This is a genomic window from Pseudoalteromonas sp. AS84, from assembly GCF_038900255.1.
Classification (GTDB): Bacteria; Pseudomonadota; Gammaproteobacteria; order Enterobacterales; family Alteromonadaceae; genus Pseudoalteromonas.
In genome coordinates this window covers 1-21185 of sequence record NZ_JBBMQY010000012.1, presented here as the reverse complement: position 1 = coordinate 21185, position 21185 = coordinate 1, and the positions used below count along the sequence as shown (strand labels likewise).

20 protein-coding genes and 2 tRNA genes are annotated in these 21185 nt (G+C 39.5%); 13 read left to right on the top strand and 9 right to left on the bottom strand.

Annotated features, from left to right (window positions below):
- The first annotated feature begins 162 nt into the window (after window positions 1-162).
- From WNY79_RS13035 to WNY79_RS13025, 3 genes are read left to right on the top strand one after another with little or no spacing between them, the layout of a single operon-like run.
- The gene (locus tag WNY79_RS13035; RefSeq protein WP_342876059.1) at window positions 163-1890 is read left to right on the top strand and encodes an autotransporter assembly complex family protein; all 1728 of its coding nucleotides are present in this window, start codon (window positions 163-165) and stop codon (window positions 1888-1890) included.
- Complete coding sequence (locus tag WNY79_RS13030) at window positions 1890-5579, top strand: translocation/assembly module TamB domain-containing protein (RefSeq protein ID WP_342876058.1); 3690 nt, start codon at window positions 1890-1892, stop codon at window positions 5577-5579. Before WNY79_RS13035 ends, WNY79_RS13030 begins: the two co-directional genes overlap by 1 nt.
- Window positions 5580-5611: 32 nt before the next feature.
- The gene (locus tag WNY79_RS13025; RefSeq protein WP_342876057.1) at window positions 5612-6517 is read left to right on the top strand and encodes a peptidylprolyl isomerase; all 906 of its coding nucleotides are present in this window, start codon (window positions 5612-5614) and stop codon (window positions 6515-6517) included.
- Between the two features lie 518 nt (window positions 6518-7035).
- Here WNY79_RS13025 and queF read toward each other — a convergent pair.
- Window positions 7036-7881 (bottom strand): NADPH-dependent 7-cyano-7-deazaguanine reductase QueF, encoded by an 846-nt coding sequence (gene queF, locus WNY79_RS13020; RefSeq protein WP_342876056.1) that lies wholly within the window; start codon window positions 7879-7881, stop codon window positions 7036-7038.
- 59 nt (window positions 7882-7940) lie between these two features.
- On the opposite strand from queF, the gene syd reads away from it, so the two are divergent.
- Window positions 7941-8480 (top strand): SecY-interacting protein, encoded by a 540-nt coding sequence (gene syd / locus WNY79_RS13015; protein WP_342876055.1) that lies wholly within the window; start codon window positions 7941-7943, stop codon window positions 8478-8480.
- 65 nt (window positions 8481-8545) lie between these two features.
- Here the strand turns inward: syd and WNY79_RS13010 are convergent, their stop codons facing one another.
- The 3 genes from WNY79_RS13010 to WNY79_RS13000 form a co-directional block, all read right to left on the bottom strand.
- On the bottom strand, window positions 8546-9319 hold the full coding sequence (locus WNY79_RS13010; protein WP_197185624.1) for a Zn-ribbon-containing protein: 774 nt from the start codon (window positions 9317-9319) through the stop codon (window positions 8546-8548).
- A 13-nt stretch (window positions 9320-9332) separates the two neighbouring features.
- A complete protein-coding gene (locus tag WNY79_RS13005; RefSeq protein ID WP_007378199.1) occupies window positions 9333-9599 on the bottom strand; it encodes a hypothetical protein in 267 nt (88 codons plus the stop codon).
- A gap of 96 nt (window positions 9600-9695) precedes the next feature.
- Complete coding sequence (locus WNY79_RS13000; protein WP_024599764.1) at window positions 9696-9932, bottom strand: DUF2789 domain-containing protein; 237 nt, start codon at window positions 9930-9932, stop codon at window positions 9696-9698.
- A gap of 315 nt (window positions 9933-10247) precedes the next feature.
- On the opposite strand from WNY79_RS13000, the gene WNY79_RS12995 reads away from it, so the two are divergent.
- Window positions 10248-10901 (top strand): GNAT family N-acetyltransferase, encoded by a 654-nt coding sequence (locus WNY79_RS12995; RefSeq protein WP_170071921.1) that lies wholly within the window; start codon window positions 10248-10250, stop codon window positions 10899-10901.
- 849 nt (window positions 10902-11750) lie between these two features.
- Here the strand turns inward: WNY79_RS12995 and WNY79_RS12990 are convergent.
- Both WNY79_RS12990 and WNY79_RS12985 read right to left on the bottom strand, forming a co-directional pair.
- Entirely contained in the window at window positions 11751-12050 is a 300-nt protein-coding gene (locus WNY79_RS12990; RefSeq protein WP_002963032.1) for a DUF3301 domain-containing protein, read from the bottom strand.
- Window positions 12051-13079: a DUF3549 family protein gene (locus WNY79_RS12985; protein ID WP_342876054.1), complete on the bottom strand. Its 1029-nt coding sequence runs from the start codon at window positions 13077-13079 to the stop codon at window positions 12051-12053. It abuts the gene before it with no gap.
- Between the two features lie 104 nt (window positions 13080-13183).
- Here WNY79_RS12985 and WNY79_RS12980 point away from each other — a divergent pair, with 104 nt between their 5' ends.
- From WNY79_RS12980 to WNY79_RS12970, 3 genes are read left to right on the top strand one after another with little or no spacing between them, the layout of a single operon-like run.
- Entirely contained in the window at window positions 13184-13504 is a 321-nt protein-coding gene (locus WNY79_RS12980; RefSeq protein ID WP_342876053.1) for a YqcC family protein, read from the top strand.
- Window positions 13497-14261, top strand: coding sequence for a tRNA pseudouridine(65) synthase TruC (truC, locus tag WNY79_RS12975; RefSeq protein ID WP_342876052.1), 765 nt, complete (start codon window positions 13497-13499; stop codon window positions 14259-14261). Before WNY79_RS12980 ends, truC begins: the two co-directional genes overlap by 8 nt.
- A complete protein-coding gene (locus WNY79_RS12970; RefSeq protein WP_170071924.1) occupies window positions 14261-14710 on the top strand; it encodes a flavodoxin in 450 nt (149 codons plus the stop codon). Before truC ends, WNY79_RS12970 begins: the two co-directional genes overlap by 1 nt.
- A 68-nt stretch (window positions 14711-14778) precedes the next feature.
- On the opposite strand, the gene WNY79_RS12965 is transcribed toward WNY79_RS12970, so the two are convergent.
- Together WNY79_RS12965 and gloB are read right to left on the bottom strand one after the other, a co-directional pair.
- Window positions 14779-16359, bottom strand: a complete 1581-nt coding sequence (locus tag WNY79_RS12965; RefSeq protein WP_342876051.1) for a LysM peptidoglycan-binding domain-containing protein — start codon at window positions 16357-16359, stop codon at window positions 14779-14781.
- Window positions 16360-16514: 155 nt separating this feature from the next.
- Window positions 16515-17288, bottom strand: coding sequence for a hydroxyacylglutathione hydrolase (gene gloB, locus WNY79_RS12960; protein WP_342876050.1), 774 nt, complete (start codon window positions 17286-17288; stop codon window positions 16515-16517).
- Window positions 17289-17341: 53 nt separating this feature from the next.
- Between gloB and WNY79_RS12955 the strand changes: the two genes are divergently transcribed.
- Window positions 17342-18127: a class I SAM-dependent methyltransferase gene (locus WNY79_RS12955; RefSeq protein ID WP_024599756.1), complete on the top strand. Its 786-nt coding sequence runs from the start codon at window positions 17342-17344 to the stop codon at window positions 18125-18127.
- A gap of 153 nt (window positions 18128-18280) precedes the next feature.
- On the opposite strand, the gene rnhA is transcribed toward WNY79_RS12955, so the two are convergent.
- A complete protein-coding gene (gene rnhA / locus WNY79_RS12950; RefSeq protein ID WP_170071927.1) occupies window positions 18281-18745 on the bottom strand; it encodes a ribonuclease HI in 465 nt (154 codons plus the stop codon).
- A gap of 68 nt (window positions 18746-18813) precedes the next feature.
- On the opposite strand from rnhA, the gene dnaQ reads away from it, so the two are divergent.
- The 4 genes from dnaQ to WNY79_RS12930 all read left to right on the top strand — a co-directional run bounded on the left by dnaQ (window position 18814) and on the right by WNY79_RS12930 (window position 21185).
- Window positions 18814-19527, top strand: coding sequence for a DNA polymerase III subunit epsilon (gene dnaQ, locus WNY79_RS12945; RefSeq protein WP_076924405.1), 714 nt, complete (start codon window positions 18814-18816; stop codon window positions 19525-19527).
- A 9-nt stretch (window positions 19528-19536) separates the two neighbouring features.
- A complete protein-coding gene (locus WNY79_RS12940) occupies window positions 19537-20907 on the top strand; it encodes a TIGR03503 family protein (protein WP_342876049.1) in 1371 nt (456 codons plus the stop codon).
- Window positions 20908-21004: 97 nt separating this feature from the next.
- A tRNA-Asp gene (locus WNY79_RS12935) sits at window positions 21005-21081 on the top strand.
- Window positions 21082-21108: 27 nt separating this feature from the next.
- Window positions 21109-21185: transfer RNA gene (locus WNY79_RS12930), tRNA-Asp, on the top strand.

The window sequence follows — 21185 nt, the reverse complement described above, 5'->3', positions numbered from 1 at the left end:
TTGTCCTAACGCGTACTAATTTTCATTATATCAACCTTTATACAATACATAATTTATCACCTTAGATTGTCATTAAGTTAATGTGTTGCTCATTATGGCTATGCTAATATGCCCTTAATTCGTTAACTGTGTATTTAAGATATTAAAAGTAAGGATATTTACTTGTTTATTAAGTTTTTACGTTGCATGTGTGTTGTGATCGCTTTAATTGCGACAAATAGCTATGCGGCAGAAAAAGTCATAGAAGATTACGAAATTAAAGGGTTAAATGGTGATTTAGAAAGTAACGTAGCCCTTTACCTCAAGCAATTAATTGGTGAGAAGCCAACCCGTACACTTCGCCGCTATGCTCAAAAGCAAGTACAAAATAGTATCAAAGCACTTGGTTACTACAGCCCAACCGTTGAAGTTGAGTTTGATAAAGACGACAGTGAATTAATCGTTAAAGTTGAGCGAGGGCCTGCAACTCGTATAGAAGCAATTAACATTACTTTAAATGGGGATGGCCAAAGCGATACCCAATTACAGGCATTAATTAACAACATCAGCTTAAAACAAGGCGATGTTCTAAATCATGGTAAATACGACTCAACCCATAAAAAAATAGAATCAATGCTATTAGAACTTGGTTATTTTGATGCTAAGTGGCCAGCACGTAAATTAGAAGTGTCGGTTAAAAAAAATAGTGCTGTTATTACTTTTGTTATTGATACCGGAGTCAGGTATCAGTTTGGCAATATACAAATTGCCACTAATACACCCGCTGAAAAATACATACGCTCTATAGCGCCTTTCTCGCAGGGCCAACCTTATAAATCAACACATATTGCTGATTATAATTTAGATCTATCAAGCACCCCTTATTTCGCAAGTGTGCGTGTTTATGCTGACATTGCAGCACGTCAAAATAGCCAAGTTCCTATTAAAGTAGATGTACTCCCTAAGCCCGCTAATAGCTATGAAGTTGGTGGCGGCTATAGCACTGACTTAGGACCCAAAGTGCGTTTTAAATGGAGTAAACCGTGGATCACAGAAGACGGCCATTACCTCGAAACTAATCTAAACGTGGCACAAAAACAGCAAGATATTTCCATGGCCTATACAATTCCAGTTGATGATCCTAATGATGATTTATGGCGTTTCTCTGTTGGCTACAAGTTAGAAGATGAACTAACAAACGACACTTACAGTGAAATACTCACGGGGCAAGTTCAGCGACAATGGTTGACCGAAAATAAGTGGGTGCGTACTGCATTTTTACGCCGCGACCAAGAAACTTATCGCATTGGTGATGAGCCTGAAGAAAGCACCGAAATGTTAATGCCCGGCATTAGCTACGCGCGCAAAAAATCAAAAGGCGGCACGACTCCTTATTGGGGAGAGCAGTGGCTTATATCTGCTGAGTTTGGTTTAGATGATGTACTTTCGAGTACTAATTTGATTAGGGTGCAAATGCAACATGCATGGTTACGTACTTATTTAGATAAGCATTTAGTGTTTTTAAAAGCAAATGTAGGTGCAATGCTAGTTGATGATATTGAAAACGTACCTTACTCACTGCGTTTTTACGCAGGTGGCGATCAAAGTGTTCGTGGTTTTGCGTACCAATCAATATCGCCAGAAAATGATGATGGCGACCTCATCGGTGGTAAATACTTACTAACCAGTACAATAGAGTACAACTATCAGTTTGCTCAAAACTGGCGCGTGGCTTTATTTGTTGACGGTGGTACTGCGACGAATGATTTTTCTGATGACTTTGAAGTAGGCGCTGGTTTTGGTTTTCGTTATTTAACACCCGTTGGCCCTGTGCGTATAGATCACGCTTGGGGATTAACAAAAGAAAGTAAAAGCACACGTTTAAGTATTACCATAGGGCCAGAAATTTAATGTCAGTATTAAAAAAGATAACAGCCGCCGTAAGTGCTATTTTTGTCACGTTAGTTGTTGCACTATTTTGTTTGTTATTTACCGCACCCGGTAATCAATTTATTGCCTATAGTGCAAACAAAGCCGTAGATGGCCTACATATTGAAATTAAAGATGGCCGTTTTATTTATAATGATGCCTTTAATGTACGCTTTACTAGCAATGGCTTGGATTTTAATGCTCAACAATTGAAAGTTGATTTGTTTTGGTGGCAATGCGATGGGATTTGTATAGATAACTTAAGTGCTAAATCTATAGATTTAACGTTACCAAAAACTGCAGAATCACAAGAAGAAGCCCCGACAGAGCCGCTTGAAAAAATCAGCTTACCTTTTAATATTGCTGTAAAAAATATTGCGATAAACAAATTTACTCTAGAGCACCCAAGCGCAAGCGCAAGTGTGGATAACTTTAAACTCTCAGCAAAAGCAGAGGGCTCTAAGCTCACGGTTAAAAGCCTAAATATCCCTACCATACTGATTGCTTTAAAAGAGCAAGAACAAGACGCGAAAACACACACTGCGCAAAATGCTCAAGCGCCTTTAACGCATCTACCTGCTTTGCCTAATATAGAATTTACTTCACCACTTGATTTAGTCGTTGAGGACTTTGAAATAGCTGAAGTTACGATAGAACAAGGCGAAGCCCAGCATATTATTGAAAATATAGCGCTGCGGTTAAATGTAGAAGATGCGGCTGTTAATTTAGAGTCATTCTCAGCAAAGTATGAACAGTGGCAGCTCAATACACATCTTAACGCTGAGCTTGCAGGAAACTTACCTTTAAAAGGGAGTGTTGTTTTACAAAGTGATGAACACCAAGCTAACTTGGAGCTAGGTGGCGACTTATCAAACCTAAACTTAAATTTAGAAACACAGGGGCAATATCCACTTAATTTAACGGCAACAGCAAATTTAAAGCAAAAAAACTACCCGTTTGAGTTAAATGGCAAAATTAAGCAGTGGCTTATTGATGCACAAAGTAATGAGCTTAAAGTACGAAATGTTAACCTTAACGCACAAGGTAATGCTGACGACTATCAGCTTAGCCTGCAGGCGAATAGCCAACTAGGCGCTTACCCAGCTGTTGACTTAAAGACCCAATTAAAAGGCAGTCTCACCAAAGCAACATTACAAGCGCTAAGCATAAAAGCGAACGAAAGCAGTGCAACTATAAAAGCCAATGTTGATTGGCAAAAAGGAATACAGGCTAGCTTTAATGGCACGCTTGCTAACTTAAAAGCGCAGTACTTAACTGACGCTGTCACTAGTGACATTTCAGGGCAGTTTAAAGGCTCGTTTAATGCCGCAGCTGATGCGTGGCAGTTACAAATGAATAATACAAAGTTAAGCGGATTACTTAACGATGTACCACTAGAATTTGCTTCAAACTTTAAGCTCGACAATACGTTAAAAGCGAACATTGATAGCTTTTATTTAAGTAGCGGCACCAATAAGTTAGTACTAAGCGGACAAGTTGATGATACTTGGCAGGTTGATGGCAAAGTAACGCTAAAAAGTGATGAAAAAGCTAATATTCCATTTACTGCTGATGGCAACGCAAATTTAAAAGTGAGAGGTGAGCGATTAACGCCCTCTGTTGATTTAGCGTTAATACTAGATCGCTTTATTTTTGATGAAATAAACATTAATAAATTATCAGTAAAAGGGCAGTTAGATACCGCTGCCGATTGGCAAACGGATATATCGGTAAGTGTTGGTTCGGCGCTTGTGGCCGACCAAAAAATTAATAGCGTTAAAATTGATGCCAGCGGCGATAAAACTGATCACCAACTTACGGCATCAGTAGATGCCGAGCAAGGCAGTGTAGAGCTGGAAGTTAATGGCAAAATTAATAATACCACTTGGAATGGCGAGCTTAGCAATATAACACTTAGTGATAAAAAGCTAAGCTTTAGTAACACTAAAAATATTGCCATTATGGTTAATACTCAAACCAGCGACTTTAATGTAAGCGCGCATTGTTGGGCATCTGAGCAAAGTGAATTATGTATAGACACGCTAGCTCAAACAAAAGAACTTGGTCAGTTAAATGCAAAATTAAGTAACTTAGCACTTGAAGAGCTTAAGCACTTTTTGCCTGAGAATATTCGGACTCGCGGTAATATTGCTGGCGATGTTGCACTTAATTGGCATGGCGGTGCACTTAAAACATTACGTGCAAATATCGATTCTAGCGATTTAACTGCGGTTTTAATCTCTGATGAAGATCGTTTCAAATTACCTATCGAAACGTTAAGTATTAGTGCATTTTCGGATTCTCAAATTGGCAAGCTTGAAGCTAACTTAGAATCAAGTGTACTTGGTAAAATAAATACACAAATTAATATCGACGATATACAAAATACTCAAGCGCTTAATGGCACCATTAATATAGATAAAATACTCCTTTCAGACTTACAACCATTTCTTGAAACTCTCGAGCAGTTAAAAGGTGATATTAGTGGGAAAGTCGCGTTAGCAGGTACGTTAAAAGATCCTTTATTAAATGGCGAGCTTAACGTTAGCGATATTAGTTTAGAGGGCGAGCAACTACCTATAGCGCTGCAAAAATCAAACATAAACGTATTGTTTGATAAAACAACAGCCACAATAAAAGGCAACTTAAACGACAATCAGGGCGGTAAAATAAACCTAACAGGTGATGTTGATTGGCAAGGTGCGCAGCCTGCTGTAAATGTTGCTGTAGTTGGCGAGCAGTTTTATGTTCGCGCGCAGCAGGGAGTTACTTTTAAAGTATCGCCAGACTTAAAAATAGGTTTGGCTAATAATGCACTCAAGCTTGTTGGTGAGGTAGTTGTGCCTTACGGTCGCATAATGATTGAAGAGCTCCCTGAGGGGGCGGTGCAAGTTAGCGATGATGAAATTATTGTTGATCAAAAAACTGAAGCTACCGAAAAAGTCCCGTTTGATTACGACATAGATTTAAAAGTGATTGTTAAAAACGATGTAAAAGTAGAATCGTTTGGCTTGGAATCAAAAGTTGCGGGTGATTTAGCGATAAAAATGAGTCAGGGGGCGCCAATTATAGCCACAGGTGAGCTTAACTTAATTGAAGGTACTTACTTAGCCTTTGGGCAAGACTTAATAATCAGCACCGGGCAAGTCGGTTTTAGCGGCTCAATTGAACAACCATTTTTGAATATAAAAGCTATACGTAACCCAGATACCACTGCAAATGGAGTCATTGCAGGGGTCACGCTCACGGGAAATGTTGAACAACCAACGCTCAAAATATTTTCTGAGCCTGCGATGGATCAAGCTCAAGCACTTGCATATTTACTTAATGGCCAACCTTTGGGTGACGGGGAAAGTTCGTCAAGCGATGCTATGCTCACACAGTTATTACTTTCTCAAGGGGTTAGCCGCAGCGAAGGGGTTGTTTCTAAGGTGGGTGAAACCTTTGGGTTATCAGATGTAAGTTTAAGCTCATCTGGTAGTGGCGATAGCACCAAAGTAGAAATATCAGGTTACGTAGCACCCAGCTTACAAGTTAAATATAGCGTGGGTGTATTTGATTCGCTCAGTGAGGTGGCTGTGCGATATCAGTTACTTTCACAGTTATACATAGAAATAACGAGCGGCCTATACCAAAATGTTGATGTGCTATATAAGTTTGACTGGGAATAACCAAAACTATAATAATTATAAGGATATGAGTGATGAAAAAAATTATATTACCAGCTCTGCTTAGTGTTTTATTAAGCGGTTGTGCTCAACAATTTGGCAATGATGTTGTTAATCAAGAGCTACCTTTATTGAGCGCGAGTGAAGTAATTGCTAGTGCAACAGACAATGACTGGCGAGTGGTGGACGCTCAAAATATTTTAAAGATAACGCTGCCAACAGGCGATGCGTACATTGAGCTTAATGAACTGCTTGCCCCAAAGCACGTTCAAAACATTAAAAAGTTAGCACGAGAAGGGTTTTATAAAAATACCAGCGTTTATCGGTTTGTTGAAGGTTTTGTAGCGCAAGGTGGCGACAGCTCGGGTAAAAAATTAATTAAAACAGCGGATAGAACAGTCCCTGCTGAGTTTTATTCAACAACAAACAAGCCACTTTTAATTACTGAGCTAAATGGCGACGGATATGCACCAGTTACTGGCTTTTTAAACGGCTTTGCAGTAGCTCAAAACTCAGCACATACGCAAACATGGCAAGTGCATTGTAGTGGCGTGTTTGCCATGGCGCGCGATAACGATATAAATAGTGCGAGCACGGAGTTTTTTGTAACGATAGGTCAAGGCCCGCGCTACCTTGATAAAAATATTACGGTGTTTGGTCGAGTGCTCGAAGGTATAGAGCATTTTAACCGGTTAGCGCGTACACCAACTGAGGGAAAAGCATTTAACCCAATTACCAATATACAAGTCCTTGGCGATGTCCAAAGCGATAAAAGTATATTTAAAGTGATGAAAACAAACTCAGCTGTGTTTAAAAACTTAATCAGTGCTCGTAAAAACCGTGTTGAACCTTGGTTTGTTAAAGCACATAACTACGTTGATGTGTGTGGTATGCCCATACCTACTAAGCGCGAAGTTATACCAATTCCAATAAATAGCTGATCTATTTTACTTGCTAAAACAACCCATTTCTTTGTTGTAAATTTCGCAAAGGGAACAACCATTTACATCAATTTACGCCTAGAACTGAATTGTTTTTTCTGCGTAAAATTTAGATCACATACTTAATGGAATTGGTATTAATTAAAGAATGTAAAAAGGAGCTTAGGCTCCTTTTTTAATACTAGGGTCTGTTGATCTTTGTGGATTAAAATTTGTTCAATCTAGGGGCTACTTAATCGCGGCGCGAGGTTTGTAACCTAGTGGGCTCGATAACTGCTCCTGCGTTATTCTACTGGCTTACATCCATGTAAGAATAAGTAAAAACCGAGCAACAAAGAGTGAATAGCCCCTAGGCAGAACTCTTTGGGCAACTCCTGTTTGGCATTAATGCTACGTTATCGCCTATTTATGGGGAACAACCACTTTATTTAGGCTATGCCTTGCCTAAATACCAAACAGACTGCTGCAAATTTAACCTTGAAAGGTCAACAGACCCTAATATTCCAGTGTAAAATAACCTACTGACGATTAATTTTAACGGCAAATGGCGTATCGTTATAGTGCGTAGAGCGATACGGGTTTATATCAAGCCCGCCGCGACGAGTATAACGCGCGTAAACCTCTAACTCTTTAATATTAAGTTGCGTGGTTAAATCGCTATAAATACGCTCAACACACTGCTCATGGAATTCGTTATGCGTTCTAAACGAAATTAAATAACGCAGTAACGACTCGCGGCATATTTGCTCGCCTGTGTATCGTATAATCACACTTGCCCAGTCAGGCTGGGAGGTAATTAAACAGTTTGACTTGAGTAAATGACTGTAGAGCGTTTCAGTAACTACTTCATCATTTTTTGCTTTAAGTGAATTAGCATCAATATCGTAATTATTAATTTCAATATCTAAATCATCAATACATTCACCTGGCAGCGCTGTACAGGGTAAGCAATTGTAATCATCAGGATTATATAAAGTCACTTTGACAGAGCTGTTAACCGCGTTTGATAAATCATCAATTAAATGCTGTTTTACTACATCAATGCTTTCAAATCGGGTTTGGTTAAAGCTATTTAAATAAAGTTTAAACGACTTTGACTCAATAATATGGCTGCTTTGGCACTCAAAGGTAAATAAGGCCACGGCAACTTGGGGTTTACCTTTAATGTTTAACCATGAAAGCTCGTAACCTGTCCAAATGTCTTGGCCTTTAAATGGCAGCTCTGCTTCGTCAATATTTAAAGCATCACGATTTAATTTGCGCGCAATAGGGAAAAGCAAGCTTGGCGTGTACACATCGACATACTCAGTAGATTGGCCTAATACGCTACCTTTAAGGTCTGGAGAATTGCTGTAATCTGTCATGTTTGCTCTTAAATAGTTACAATGGGAACATTATATCTAATTTAAATGAGTTTCACAGTATGTCTGTTGCATTGCTTATAGAACAACTTCATCAAAAATTTAGCGAAAATACCCTTAAAAACACTGCAAAGTACCCACTTATTACACACGACGATCAATGGCCAAGCCCATGTGAAGTTGGTGAGGTTGACGAGCAAGGTAACATTCAATGGCAGGGCGCGCGTCAGCAACCTTCAGGTTCGCTTAATGATTTAGCCAGTGCACTTGAGCTTGAGTTTCCAAAAGAGCTTAGCGAGCTATATGGGAATATGTACGGTGGAAGCATTTCAGCAAGTATTGATGGGCATCAGGTTGAATTACTACAAGCATGGAACGAAGAAGACTTTAATTTGTTACAGCAAAATATAACGGGTCACGTTTTAATGAAACGCAAGCTCAAGCAGCCAGAAACAGTATTTATTGGTTTAACAGATCAAGATGATTTACTAGTGAGTGTTTTGGTGCACACTGGTGAAGTATGTTTAGAGCATGTTGGCAAAAACACACACCATGTACTTGCTCCCAACATTAATGCTTTTTTAAAGGCATTAGAGGTTTAAAGTCTATTCAACAATAGCTTGGTGCAGTTAGCACCAAGCTATTGTTGCTCATTAATTTAGTGTAACTACTGAAAATCCCACGATATATTAGACACTAAGCCACAGGGCTCACACCTAAAGTCGAATAACCCAAACCACGATTCAGGTAATTTCCAGTCGCCATTACAACTAGGGCATTTTCGTTCAAGTTCAGACGCTTTATCTACGCCACCTACACGGTATAAATAATAATAGGTTGGCTTTTTAGTTAAAAAACTAATTCGCTTTGTTATGTCTTTTCCGCGTCTATATAAGTCGCTTTTAATACTCGATATTTCTTCAAGTGCCGGGAATTCACAACGGGTTGCGCCGTTAATTTGAATTTGATCGCAGGCTTGCCAGTCTTCTTGCCATTTTATAAGCGTTTTATAGTCACCATTAGCAATTGCCGGAATACGAAATAGCGGCACAGGCAAAAAGTCATCACCACAATAAAGCGGGCTACACGTATGCACATAGGTTGTGTATAAAATATAACTAGATGGTTCTTTACAGCAATCAGCGCCGTTGGAATGAATATCTTGTCCAATCACTTTCACTTTTGGCGCAAGTAGCCCTGCACTATGTAACTTTTCGATACTGTGCTTAACAAACGGGCTGTTATGTAATGGGTGCATTGCATCTTCGGTCGGGCACATAACGCGGGTAATAAAAAAGCCGTCTTTTAAAACGGTTGGAAACTCTTCACCCATTATTTGACCATTAAAACGCAGTGCATTTACTAAGCGATTTATTGCCTGTTCGGCTTTTTCTAAGGTGGTGTCTTGGTAGCAATCAAAAGTTAAATCAACAACGAACATTTATGGTCTCAAATTATTTTTGTTCTAGCAGCGCAAGAAGTTTATCGAGTTTTTGCTCAATTCTATCTAATTGACTTGTTTTAAGCTCAGTATTATCTGACTGCTGTGGGTTTCTCATGAAGTTATTAATTGAATCAGGATTGTTTTTATATTGGCTTACTGCTGCAATAATCATCGGCATAGGAACCGGTTGCGCCAAACGGCTTTTAGTTAGTGCTACAGTAGGGGTTTTGCCTTCATCAAGAAGGGCTTTAATTGCATCAAATACAACTGAATTCATTAGATATATAACTCTTTAATAAAATAAATACGCAGCATATAAATGCTGCGCAGATGCTATGTTAGCAATAAATAAGGGAGGGTACATTAAATAAAGTTACTTACTTTGACGAATGCGTACATCTAACTCGTCAATTACTTCACACCAATCACCGTCTTGTGCAAGCGATTCAGCTAAAAAGTGCTGTTGTGCTTCATCCCAAAAAGAAGCTTCTTGGAGTAGCGTTGTGTCTTCCAATTCATGTGAGGCGATAAATGCATCTATTTGTTCATCAGAATTAGGTAATCCAAGTTGTGCAAATAGTGTATTGATGTCGTGTTTAGTCGTATCCATGATATTGCTCCTTATACCAGTTTTATTAAAAACATGACCATTCTAGCGTATTAAATAGCTCACTTACTGCGTTAAAAATTATTCATATAGAACAACTATATGTCATAATTTTCGCCTTGTTATTGTGCTATTTTCCTAGCGCTATAATAGAACACTCATTTAATGCAATTGGTATTAACTAAATGAAAACTTATTCTAAGGATTAACTCTACTCCTAGCTAGTTAAACTCTCGCTGAATTTACGGTTAATAATTTTAGGTATATAGTTAGGTATAAAGTTAAACAGTCTATAGCTAAAATAATAAAGGAAATACAATGAGTGTAACCACACCAGCTGATACGTTCAGCGTACAGTATTTAGCCGCAGAAGATATTAGCACTGCAGCGAGCTTAATTTATCAGGCTTACCATGACGATCCTGTATTACTAAACATGCTTAGCTACAATGACGAAAATAAATCAGTTTACGAAAAAAAATTACGCTCATTAATTCGCGAAGAGCTCAGTAGTTTTTGGCAAGAAAAGCAGCCATTAATTGGTTTATACCGCAACGATAAATTAAAAGCAGTAGCGTGTGTATTTGAATCTAATAGCCAATTACAAGCGCAGCGTTATTGGCACTGGCGTTTAAAATTAATGCTGAGTGCGGGCTACTTACAAACAAATCAATTAATAGATAAAGAACAAACAATTAGAGATGCCCTTAAAGAGAAAGGCAATTACTACTTTTTAGCTTTTATTGCCGTAGATCCGCATTTTCATGGGCAAGGGTTTGGTCGTTACTTACTACGAGGGCTTGATGATTTAGTTAAATGTAACACTGAGTCAACGGGGATGGCTGTATTTGTAACGCGCAAAGAACACATTGAATTTTTTAAAACCGAAAAATTTGAAGCATTTAAACACCTTACTTTTAACCAAGTAGAGGGCGAGTTACTGTTTAAATCAATAATTGAGCCAACTATTTAAAATTATAATGTAAGCCAATGCGCCCAAACGGACATAAGACCGTGAGATATATCTTACATTGTCGTGAGCATTCTCAGTTAAAGGCTATTAATAAGTAGCCTTTTTTCATTCAAGCTATTGTTATTTAAAGTCTATTTTTATTTTTCATTTTTGTGACGTTTATTTATTTAATGTTAAGTCCTATTTCTCCCCCCTGATTGCTTTAAACTTCTCTTTGTCAAGACGACATAGCTCAATGATTGAGTAACTGCCAAGGATACGGAATAGGCAACATAGCAGACGCTAGCAGGAAGCATAAAGGATAAGCTAAAACGGATACAAGGAAGAATAAGGAAGTGCATGAAGCACTTAGTAGCTAGGAGTTACTTTAGGATAATCACGGATGGCGCTACAGGAAGTAGCAGGAGCGTTAGTTTACGCAGGACGGCCAAGATGGCAAGTGGACATTGCAGGATGCAAAAAGTGGCAGGAGCTACTTAAAAGGATTACCAGGGATGATGCTACGGGATGTAGCTAAACGATAGGTTTCGTGGGTTTGCCAAGATGGCTATGGATATTGCTGGATGCAATAAGTGGCAGGAGCTACTTAAAAGGATTACCAAGGATGATGCTACGGTATGTAGCCAAACGATAGATTTCGTGGGTTTGCCAAGGTGGCTATGGATATTGCAGGATGCAATGTGAGGGTAAACAAGGTTGTTTACTCGTTCAGGGGATGATAATACGGATTTAAGATAATGGATATCTAGCAGGATGCAGTCCAATTGGGGCGTAACTTTAGTTACGCCTTAGTTTTTTGTGCTGAATTAAGTTTATTAAATCAAAACAAATTCCTTCAAAGTATAAGCTTTATATTTTATGCGGCGGAACAACCACACTTTTCAAAAACTCATTTTCCATAATTAACACACCTTGATAAGCATTTTCACCATCGCTTGAAAACTCAAATATAAATTCGCTTTTGATGCCTGGCTTGCCGTTCTTTAAAAAACCAAAGCGGCGTTTTGTGCATGCAACACTCATCAACTGCACCTGCAGTTGCTCACTTTGACGTTTAGCATGAACGTTCGCCGCTTCAGCAACCTTTCGGTTAAGCCAAAATAAGTAAATTACACTACCAATAAGTATGAACGTCCATAAACTTGCCATTTAAGAGAATAACCTTCCAATTGCACGCGCGAGGGTTTCGCTACGATTTTCTTTACGTAATAAGCCTAATAAATGCGGGCGAATAGTCGGTATTGCAACTAAGTCAGCAAAAACACTTGGAAACAATTCTTCAATTTTTTGATGATGTGCGCAATTATCCATAAATACATGTAAGCGTTCAGGGTTCTCTAATTGCTTAAAACACCGTCCAGCTATTGTTAATAATACATCAGAGTCTTGTCCCACCGGTGAGCTTAATACATTATCAACTAATTGAGCGCATAGCCCTTGAGCTTGACCTTTTGATGCAGATCTTAGTGCTGCGGTTATAGCCACTGTGTCGTTGTTACTAATTGCGGCCTGTGTGTAATTAACAAGTAACTCACTCATTGATGTTGGTATTTCAACGTGTTCAAGCATGGCACTGAGTGGTTGCAGTACTTCAATGGGTAAATGCGCCCATGCTTTTTGAAGATTACTTAAGTTTGTATCGCTGTCTAAGCGTAGTGCAAAATCGGCAATACCCTGCAGTGCAACACTTTGCCAATTATCAAAACCAATTTTACCGCTAAAGTATAATTGTGCATGCTCGTAATACTGCGATGCAGGCTGTTTTAATAGTACTTTTACTTGGGCATTAAATGCCGCTAATTTATTTGCGTTTGGCGTAAAAACATAAGGGTTATTATCAAGCTTTCCATCGGCTTGCTCACCTGTAATTTCAGTGCCTAGGGCTTGAATAATCATATCAGCAAAATGATCGCGACTAGCACTTACAAGTATACTTTGCTCGTCTAGTGGAAACTTTAAAAACCATACATAAGGTTCTTTACTGGCTTTAGTATCCCAAAATTGAATAGCTAGCCAAGCATGACCAGCAAGAGGATAAGGGTAAGGCACTTGAGCTTGTTCAATAGCTAAAAATTGTTTTTTATCAAGTTTAGTAATATGCCTGCCAATATCAAAAGCACGCCACTGAGTACCCGCACCATCTAAAAGCTGACCTAATGTAGCTATTTGATCACTCATTGTTTTCTCAACTGTTTTTACTGCAAAATTACATCAATTATACGCCATAGCCGCCTATGAGGGAACAGGGTATAATTGCATTACATATATAAAAGAGGGTGGTTATGTACCAGCAAACCCAAACTTATTTAGTGCAGTTAACGGCACTTTTAAAAAAGCATCAGCTTTGGCAAAGTGAGCCAATAGACGCTGATGCACTGCTTTCAAATACTCCTTTTTGTCACGATACAATGACATTTGAGCAGTGGTTACAATTTGTATTTATTGATAAAGTACAAAAATTAATAACGCACAAGCAACCACTGCCACGTAACTTTGCTATTGCGCCTATGGCGCAAATGACACTTGTGAATAAAGCAGGGAGTGATGAAATAATTGAATTACTAACAGCCCTTGATACCTTTTTAGGAGAACCAAATGAGTGAGCGTCCAGCGCCTATTGAATATGGCGAGCTGACTATTTTGTATCAAGATGAAAATTATGTGGCTATAAATAAGCCTTCAGGTTTATTAGTGCATCGCTCGTTTTTAGATAAACACGAAACCCAGTTTGCTATGCAAATGTTGCGTGACCAGCTAGGGCAACATGTATTTCCAGTACATAGGCTCGATAGACCTACGTCGGGCGTATTGCTGTTTGCACTGAGCTCTGAAGCAGCTCGCGATATGAACCAGCTATTTATTGAAGGTACCATTGCTAAGCGCTATTTGGCCTTAGTGCGTGGTTTTGCGCCAGAATCGGTATTTTTAGATAAACCACTTAAAGAAGAACTTGATAAAATAGCCGATAAGTTTGCAGATCAAGATAAAGCACCGCAAGAAGCGCAAACCCAGTTTAATTGTCTGCACCAAGCTGCACTGCCTATTCCTATTGGTAAGTACCCAACAGTACGTTACTCGTTAGTTGAGTGTTTTCCAAAAACAGGGCGCAAGCATCAAATTCGCAGACACTTAAAGCACTTATCACTGCCTATTATTGGTGATGTAAATCACGGTGATAATCAGCATAATCAATTTTTTAGAGATCATTTTGAACTAAGACGCTTAATGTTATTTGCAACAGAGCTTAGTTTTGTGCACCCTTATAGTAATGAATCAGTAACAATTAAAGCGCCACTAGGTGAAGACATGCTTGAAATATGTAAGCAGCTAGGTTGGCCAAAGCAAGAAAAGGATTATTAATGGCACATATTAGTATTTTTGTAGGCAGCGTTAATGGCGGTGCAGAGCGTTTAAGCGATGAAGTTGCAGCCACAATTGAGCAAGCGGGTCATACTGCAACGCTAATTACTGAAGCATCACTTGATGATATAAAAAATGCATCGCATATTTTAATTGTTACCTCCACAACAGGCCAAGGTGATGTACCGAGTAATTTGGCAGGATTGTACTTTGCAATGAATAGCACTTTCCCAATGCTTACCGATAAACCGTTTGGTGTAATTGCAATGGGTGACAGATGTTACGGCGATACATTTTGTGGCGCAGGACGTAGCTTTGACGAGTTACTACGCGATTTACAAGCAAAGCCTGTGGGCAACCGCCTAGAAATAGATGCATGTGAAGATTTTGAACCATGGCCGGTAGCCGAGCCTTGGTTAAAGGTATGGCTAGAAAAACTACCTGCTTAATCTTTAATATTAAAGTATTGAAAAAGGAGCGCATGCGCTCCTTTTTACTTTTAATATAGTTTTATAAATTAACTACTTCTGACATCTACTTTAAGTTTTAGCTTTTGGCCAGGTTGTAAGTATTTTTGACCTGCTAAATTATTCCACTTAATAATTTCGTTAACGCTTAGATTAAACTTAGACGCAATACGTGCCAGTGAATCACCTCGGCGTACTTTGTATGTAATAGTACGGTTGGTGCTTGCTGTTGCTTGTGGTTTATTAGCTGACTTATACACAGTTAGTTTTTGATTTAGGCGCAACACAGAGTTTTTCTTTAGCTTATTCCATTTAGTTAACTCATCCATAGTTACGTCATATTCACGGCTAATGTCCCATAACGTGTCGCCACTTGTAACTGTGTGCGAAAGCTTTGTGCGAGTTGCTTTATTAGCAGCTAAACGCATCTGCTTTGGTAAATGTTCGCTATTTATAGCGCCATCAGTAAGGGGGACTAATAACTCTTGGCCTACTTTAATCGTATTTGATTTGAGTTTATTAAGCGATCGGATTGCACTTGAGCTTGTTGTAAACTTTTTGGCAATTACCGATAAGCTGTCGCCTCGAGCCACAATATAACGCTGCCAGCGTAATCTGTTTTTAACATCAGTGTTTGCTAGTTTTTGACTAAATTCCTCTGCTTTATCAACAGGCAATAATAAAGAATGAGGGCCATTAGGATCAGTTGCCCAGCGATTAAAACCAGGGTTTAATCTGTATAGCTCAGTAAGCGTCATATCAGCCATATCAGCAGCAAGCGCTAAATCTATTTGCGAGCCAACATCAACTACTTCAACCACTTGTGCATTAATTACTGGTTGCCATGTAACGTTAAAATCATCTGAGCGTTTTAATAAATCGGCAAGTGCTAATAACTTTGGTACGTAGGCTGTTGTTTCACTTGGTAAATCAAGAGACCAAAAATCGGTAGGTAAATGCTTTTTACGATTCTTTTTAATAGCGCGCATCAAGCGCCCTTCACCCGAGTTGTAAGCAGCAATCGCATTTAGCCAATCGCCTTCAAGGGTTTTGTGTAAATACGATAAGTAGTCAAGTGCTGCGCGAGTCGATTGCACGATGTCGCGACGACCGTCGTACCACCAGTTTTGTTTTAAATCGAATCGCTCACCAGTTGCAGGCATAAACTGCCAAATGCCCGACGCACTGCGATTAGAGTATCCAAATGGGTCAAATGCGCTTTCTACAATAGGAAGTAGTGCAATTTCGATTGGCATTTCGCGCTTTTCTACTTCCTCAACAATAAAGTGTAAGTAAGGTTCTGCACGTTTAGAAATACGATCTAAATAGGCTTGGTGGCGAGCGTAATAATTACGTTCAGTAACAACAGGGCGGTTTTGCGGTATTTCGATAGAAAGTTGGTAGCGAATTCGCTCCCATACATCATCAAATACGGGAGCTGCTTGCTCATCAGGGTCAACTTGCTGATATTGTGCGTTTACCATCAATGCATTGTTAATGTCGTTAGGACTTGCGCCTTCGAGTTGTTGGTTTGCTTGCGTGGCGACTTGAGAGTCTGAGTCTAGAGTTGCCACAGTTTGACAACCACTTAGCGCTAACGCCAAGGCTACTAATAGGGGAGATTTATTCATAAATACCAATACATCGGGTAAAAAACTCGGCGAATACTACCTGTTATGAGTTAACATTGCCACTTTATGACTTTTTAAAACGCAGAAATAGAATCATCACTATATCTTAAGTTAATGATTCTAATAAAATAAATATTAAAGTATTAGTTTTTGCATTAAAAATTGTCTTTGAACTCTCTCAGACTAGCAAAGTTTCCCCAAGGTTCATTGTTTTTTGTAACCGAGATGAATTTTTCTGGCACTAACTCTGTAATGGTTGGCAAATCGCTACGCATAAATGGATTTATTTTTAGCTCCTGTCCAATAGAAGTTGGTAGGGAAATTTGGTTATTACTGCGTAACTCATTTACTTTTTTACTGTACGCAAGGAGTTCTGGGTTGCGTGGTTCAACCGCTTTGGCAAAGGCAAGATTAGCTTGCGTGTATTCGTGCGTGCAATACACACTACAGCTTGCAGGCAACTCTCTTAGTTTATTAAACGATTCCCACATTTCCTTTGGCGTGCCTTCAAATAGGCGCCCACATCCACCGCTAAACAATGTATCGCCTGTAAAAGCAAGTTCATCATTTGTATAGCAAATATGATCAAGTGTATGCCCAGGCGTCGCTAAAATAGTAAAGTTAATATTAAGTACGCTAATGCTTTGACCATCAGTAAGTGAGTGAGTAATGCCTTTAAATGGACTATTCGCGGGGCCATAAACCGATATATTTGGATAGGCGCCAACTAATGCAGCTACGCCATCAGTGTGGTCGTAGTGATGATGCGTAATTAAAATCCCACCAAGCGTAAGTTCGTGCTCAGCTAGATACGCTAATACGGGCTGTGCTTGGCCAGGATCGACTACCCATGCTTGGTTACTGTTATCGGTAGTTAAACACCAAATGTAATTATCAGAAAAGGCTTTAATTGCTTTGACTTGCACCATGGTAAATTGCTCTATAAAGTGACACTTATCGCATAGTATAACGAGCTCAAAAAATGAAACCAGCCCTGAGTTTTCAAGAAGGACCCAAACCACTGTCGTGGCAGCAGTTTCCTCATGGGGATTATTTGCGTGCAGATATTGAACGTAAGATGGAGCAGTGGCTGCCGCGTATGTTTGGCTATCATATGCTTAAGCTAGGTAATTTAAGTGGCGAATTAAACACAAGTATAAGTACGATTAAACACCAAGTGTGTGTTGCAGAGCCTGGGCCTTACACCGGGGTAGTCGCTGACATAGACGAATTACCATTTTACGAGCACAGTATTGATGCCTGCATACTAAGCCATTGCTTAGAGTATCATTCAGACCCACATCACATTTTACGAGAAGCACATCGCACGCTTATTCCGGGTGGTTATATAGTAGTGACTGGCTTTAATCCATTTAGTTTGTGCGGACTTGCACAAATGCTGCCTTTTAGTGGTCAGAAATTACCATGGACGGGGCGCTTTTTTACACCCGCACGGGTTAAAGATTGGCTAAACTTACTTGGTTTTGAAATTGTAAGTGATGAACGTTTTATTTATTCATCACTGGCAAGAGGTAATAGGCTATCAAGGTTTGAGTTTTGGCGTACTTTTGCAAAACAGTATTTAAAACCAATGGGCAGTGTTTATATGCTGGTGGCACGAAAAAGAGTTGCGCCACTTACGCCAATAAAACCTAAGTGGCATGCTAGGCCGCAGTTTGCACCAGTAAAAGGGGCTGGGCTTAGACAAACCTCTAAGCAGCATTACAAAACGTGCGACCAAGAAAATAATACCAATTGCATTAAATAAGTGATCTATTATAGCGCTAAGAAAATAGCACATTAACAAGGCGAAAATTGTGACATATAGTTGTTCTATATGAATCATTTTTAACGCAGTTAGTGAGTTATTTAATGCGATAGAATGAACATGTTTTAATAAAATTGGTATAACAACAGCTAATTAAGGCTGGTAGCCTACATCTTCTAGTAAATCTTTGCTGCCAGCTGCATCGCGCGCCAAATCGTCAACTATTTCGTTGTACTTATGGCCGCTATGCCCTTTAACCCATTTCCAGGTTACATTGTGCTCGCTACAGGTTTTATCTAGGCGTTTCCATAAATCGACGTTTTTAACCGGCTTTTTAGCTGATGTTAACCAGCCACGTTTTTTCCAGTTAGTGATCCACGATTCAATACCTTGCTTAACATATTGGCTATCGGTTGTTAGATTTACTTCGCATTCTCGAGTGAGTGATTCTAGGGCTACAATAGCCGCGAGCATTTCCATTCGGTTATTTGTTGTGAGTTTATAACCTTGGCTCATTTCTTTTTCGTGGCCGTTATAAATCATAAAAATACCATAACCGCCGGGGCCTGGATTACCTAAACATGAGCCATCGGTGTAAATCTCTACGGTTTTTTGCACTGTTTTACCTTGATCTTATGTACAATAAAGTGATTATAGAAAGATACCAGAATCAGGCTAAATTCGATATGGCACGTAGACAAATAGTTTTAGATACAGAAACCACCGGCATAGACCCTAAACAAGGGCACCGTATTATAGAAATTGGGTGTGTGGAGTTAGTAAATCGCCGTTTAACAGGCAATAACTTTCACGTTTATATAAACCCACAACGGCCAAGTGAAGAAGAAGCGATAGACGTTCACGGTATCACTAATGAATTTTTACGTGATAAACCGTTGTTTCATCAAATTGCCCAAGAGTTTTTCGACTATATTGAAGGGGCTGAGTTAGTTATTCATAACGCGCCGTTCGATATTGGCCACATGGATAACGAATTTGCGTTGCTTAATCAGGGTTATCCTAAAACAGATACTTTTTGTCAAGTTCTCGACACGCTTAAAATGGCGCGTGACTTGCATCCAGGTCAAAAGAACAACCTTGATGCATTATGTCGTCGTTACGATGTAGATAACGGTAAACGAACGCTTCACGGCGCGCTACTGGATTCTGAAATTTTAGCCGATGTTTACCTTGCCATGACGGGCGGTCAAACAAAGTTGAATTTGAATCAAAACAAAGATGACGGCAGCGAGCAACAGAAGGGCGGTATAAAGCGTTTAAATAGTGATAGAGCCCCATTAGTTGTTCTGCGGGCAAGCGACGCTGAGCAAAGCGCACACGAAGCACGATTAGATCTTGTAAATAAAGAAGGCGGCCAATGTATCTGGCGCGCTGAATAAGGCGATTTAATGAAAACGATGTATTTTGTAACAGCGTTATGTGCAGCTAGTTTATTTACTGGCAATGCATATGGCGTAAAACAAGTAGAAGTGCTCAAGCGCGATGGGCATCAAAATGAGATCCCTTTACTTGATAATCGTTTTCGCATAGATAGCAAAATAGATGAAATAACACTGCTTTTTTTTAGAAAATCAGGTGCACCTGCTGTTATTTTAGTGAGGCCCGATGGCAGTAAGTACTTTGCTGCTGACTCTGTTAAAAACCCTAACTTAGAATGGTTTGACGAACTCAGCTACGATTTAGTAACCATAAAAAAACCTATGGCAGGTCCTTGGCAAGTCATAGGCAGTATTTTGCCCGACAGCCGAATAGTCGTATTAGGCGAAATATCTCTTGAGGCAGAGCCTCTTCCTTCAATGTTGTTTAGAGGGGAGACAATAAAAATCACTGGCAAAATACTAAATGACGGTGAGCCAATTAATACAAACCTATTTAGAGATGTTGTGAGCCTTAATGTTGATTTTGTAAGTACTAACAATGAAAACTTTGCTAACTTTGGCGCAGGCATTCAAGAAGTCGCTGAATTTAAAGACGATGGACGTGGATTTGATGAGCGCCCTAAAGATGGTGTATTTACTGGCGAGTTTACTTTAGATTTCCCAGCGGGTGAATGGACACCAGAGCTTTACGTTGCAACACCTCTGCTGCAGCGTCGCATTGTGCAAAATACAATAGAAGTGCACGAGCCGCCTTTTGTAACCGAAGTCGCGTTAGCAGAGCAAGATACAGACGAGCATCTGTTAACTATAAATATAGACCCAAGTATTGTTAAGCCAGAAACAGTCATCATCCAGGGAAAAATCTACTATCCCAATAACGAAGAGCAAATGTTTACCATAGATGCTGCTGCTAAAGATTCACGACAACTTAGTGTTAAAAATTATGATTGGGGTAGATATAGCGTTGAGCTGTCAGTTTTTGGGACTAATATTAATGGCCGCGAATTTATGGCAACGCTACCAACGTACAAATTTGAGATAGAACGACCTATAGAAGCGGTGCCCGAAATTGATCCTGCAACGATTATTACCCCAGATGAAATGATTGAGAATGAACCCGTTGAAGAAAAAATGGCCACATCTACAATTATTAGTTTAATTGTAGGCTGCAATACGCTTATTTTATTACTCGGTTGGTTGTTAATTCGTATATTTGTTCAGAAAAAACCGATTAAATTTAAAGTGAAGCTGCCTTTTTTAAAGAAAAAGAAAACAAGTGAAGGTGATGTTGCCGACACAGAAAAAAATCAAGTCGGTAAAAATGGCTCAAAAAATGACAGATCAGGTGAAATTTTAAACCTTTCGATGACAGATGACTAAAAAACCTATAAAAAAACAAAAAAGCCCTTGACGAAATAGGGGTTGGTTCGTATTATTCACGCCGCTGTCAGGGAGACCTAAACAGCAACGAAAATATGGAGTGGTAGTTCAGTTGGTTAGAATACCGGCCTGTCACGCCGGGGGTCGCGGGTTCGAGTCCCGTCCACTCCGCCATTTTCGTAAAACTTGTAAGTAAAAGCTGGAGTGGTAGTTCAGTTGGTTAGAATACCGGCCTGTCACGCCGGGGGTCGCGGGTTCGAGTCCCGTCCACTCCGCCA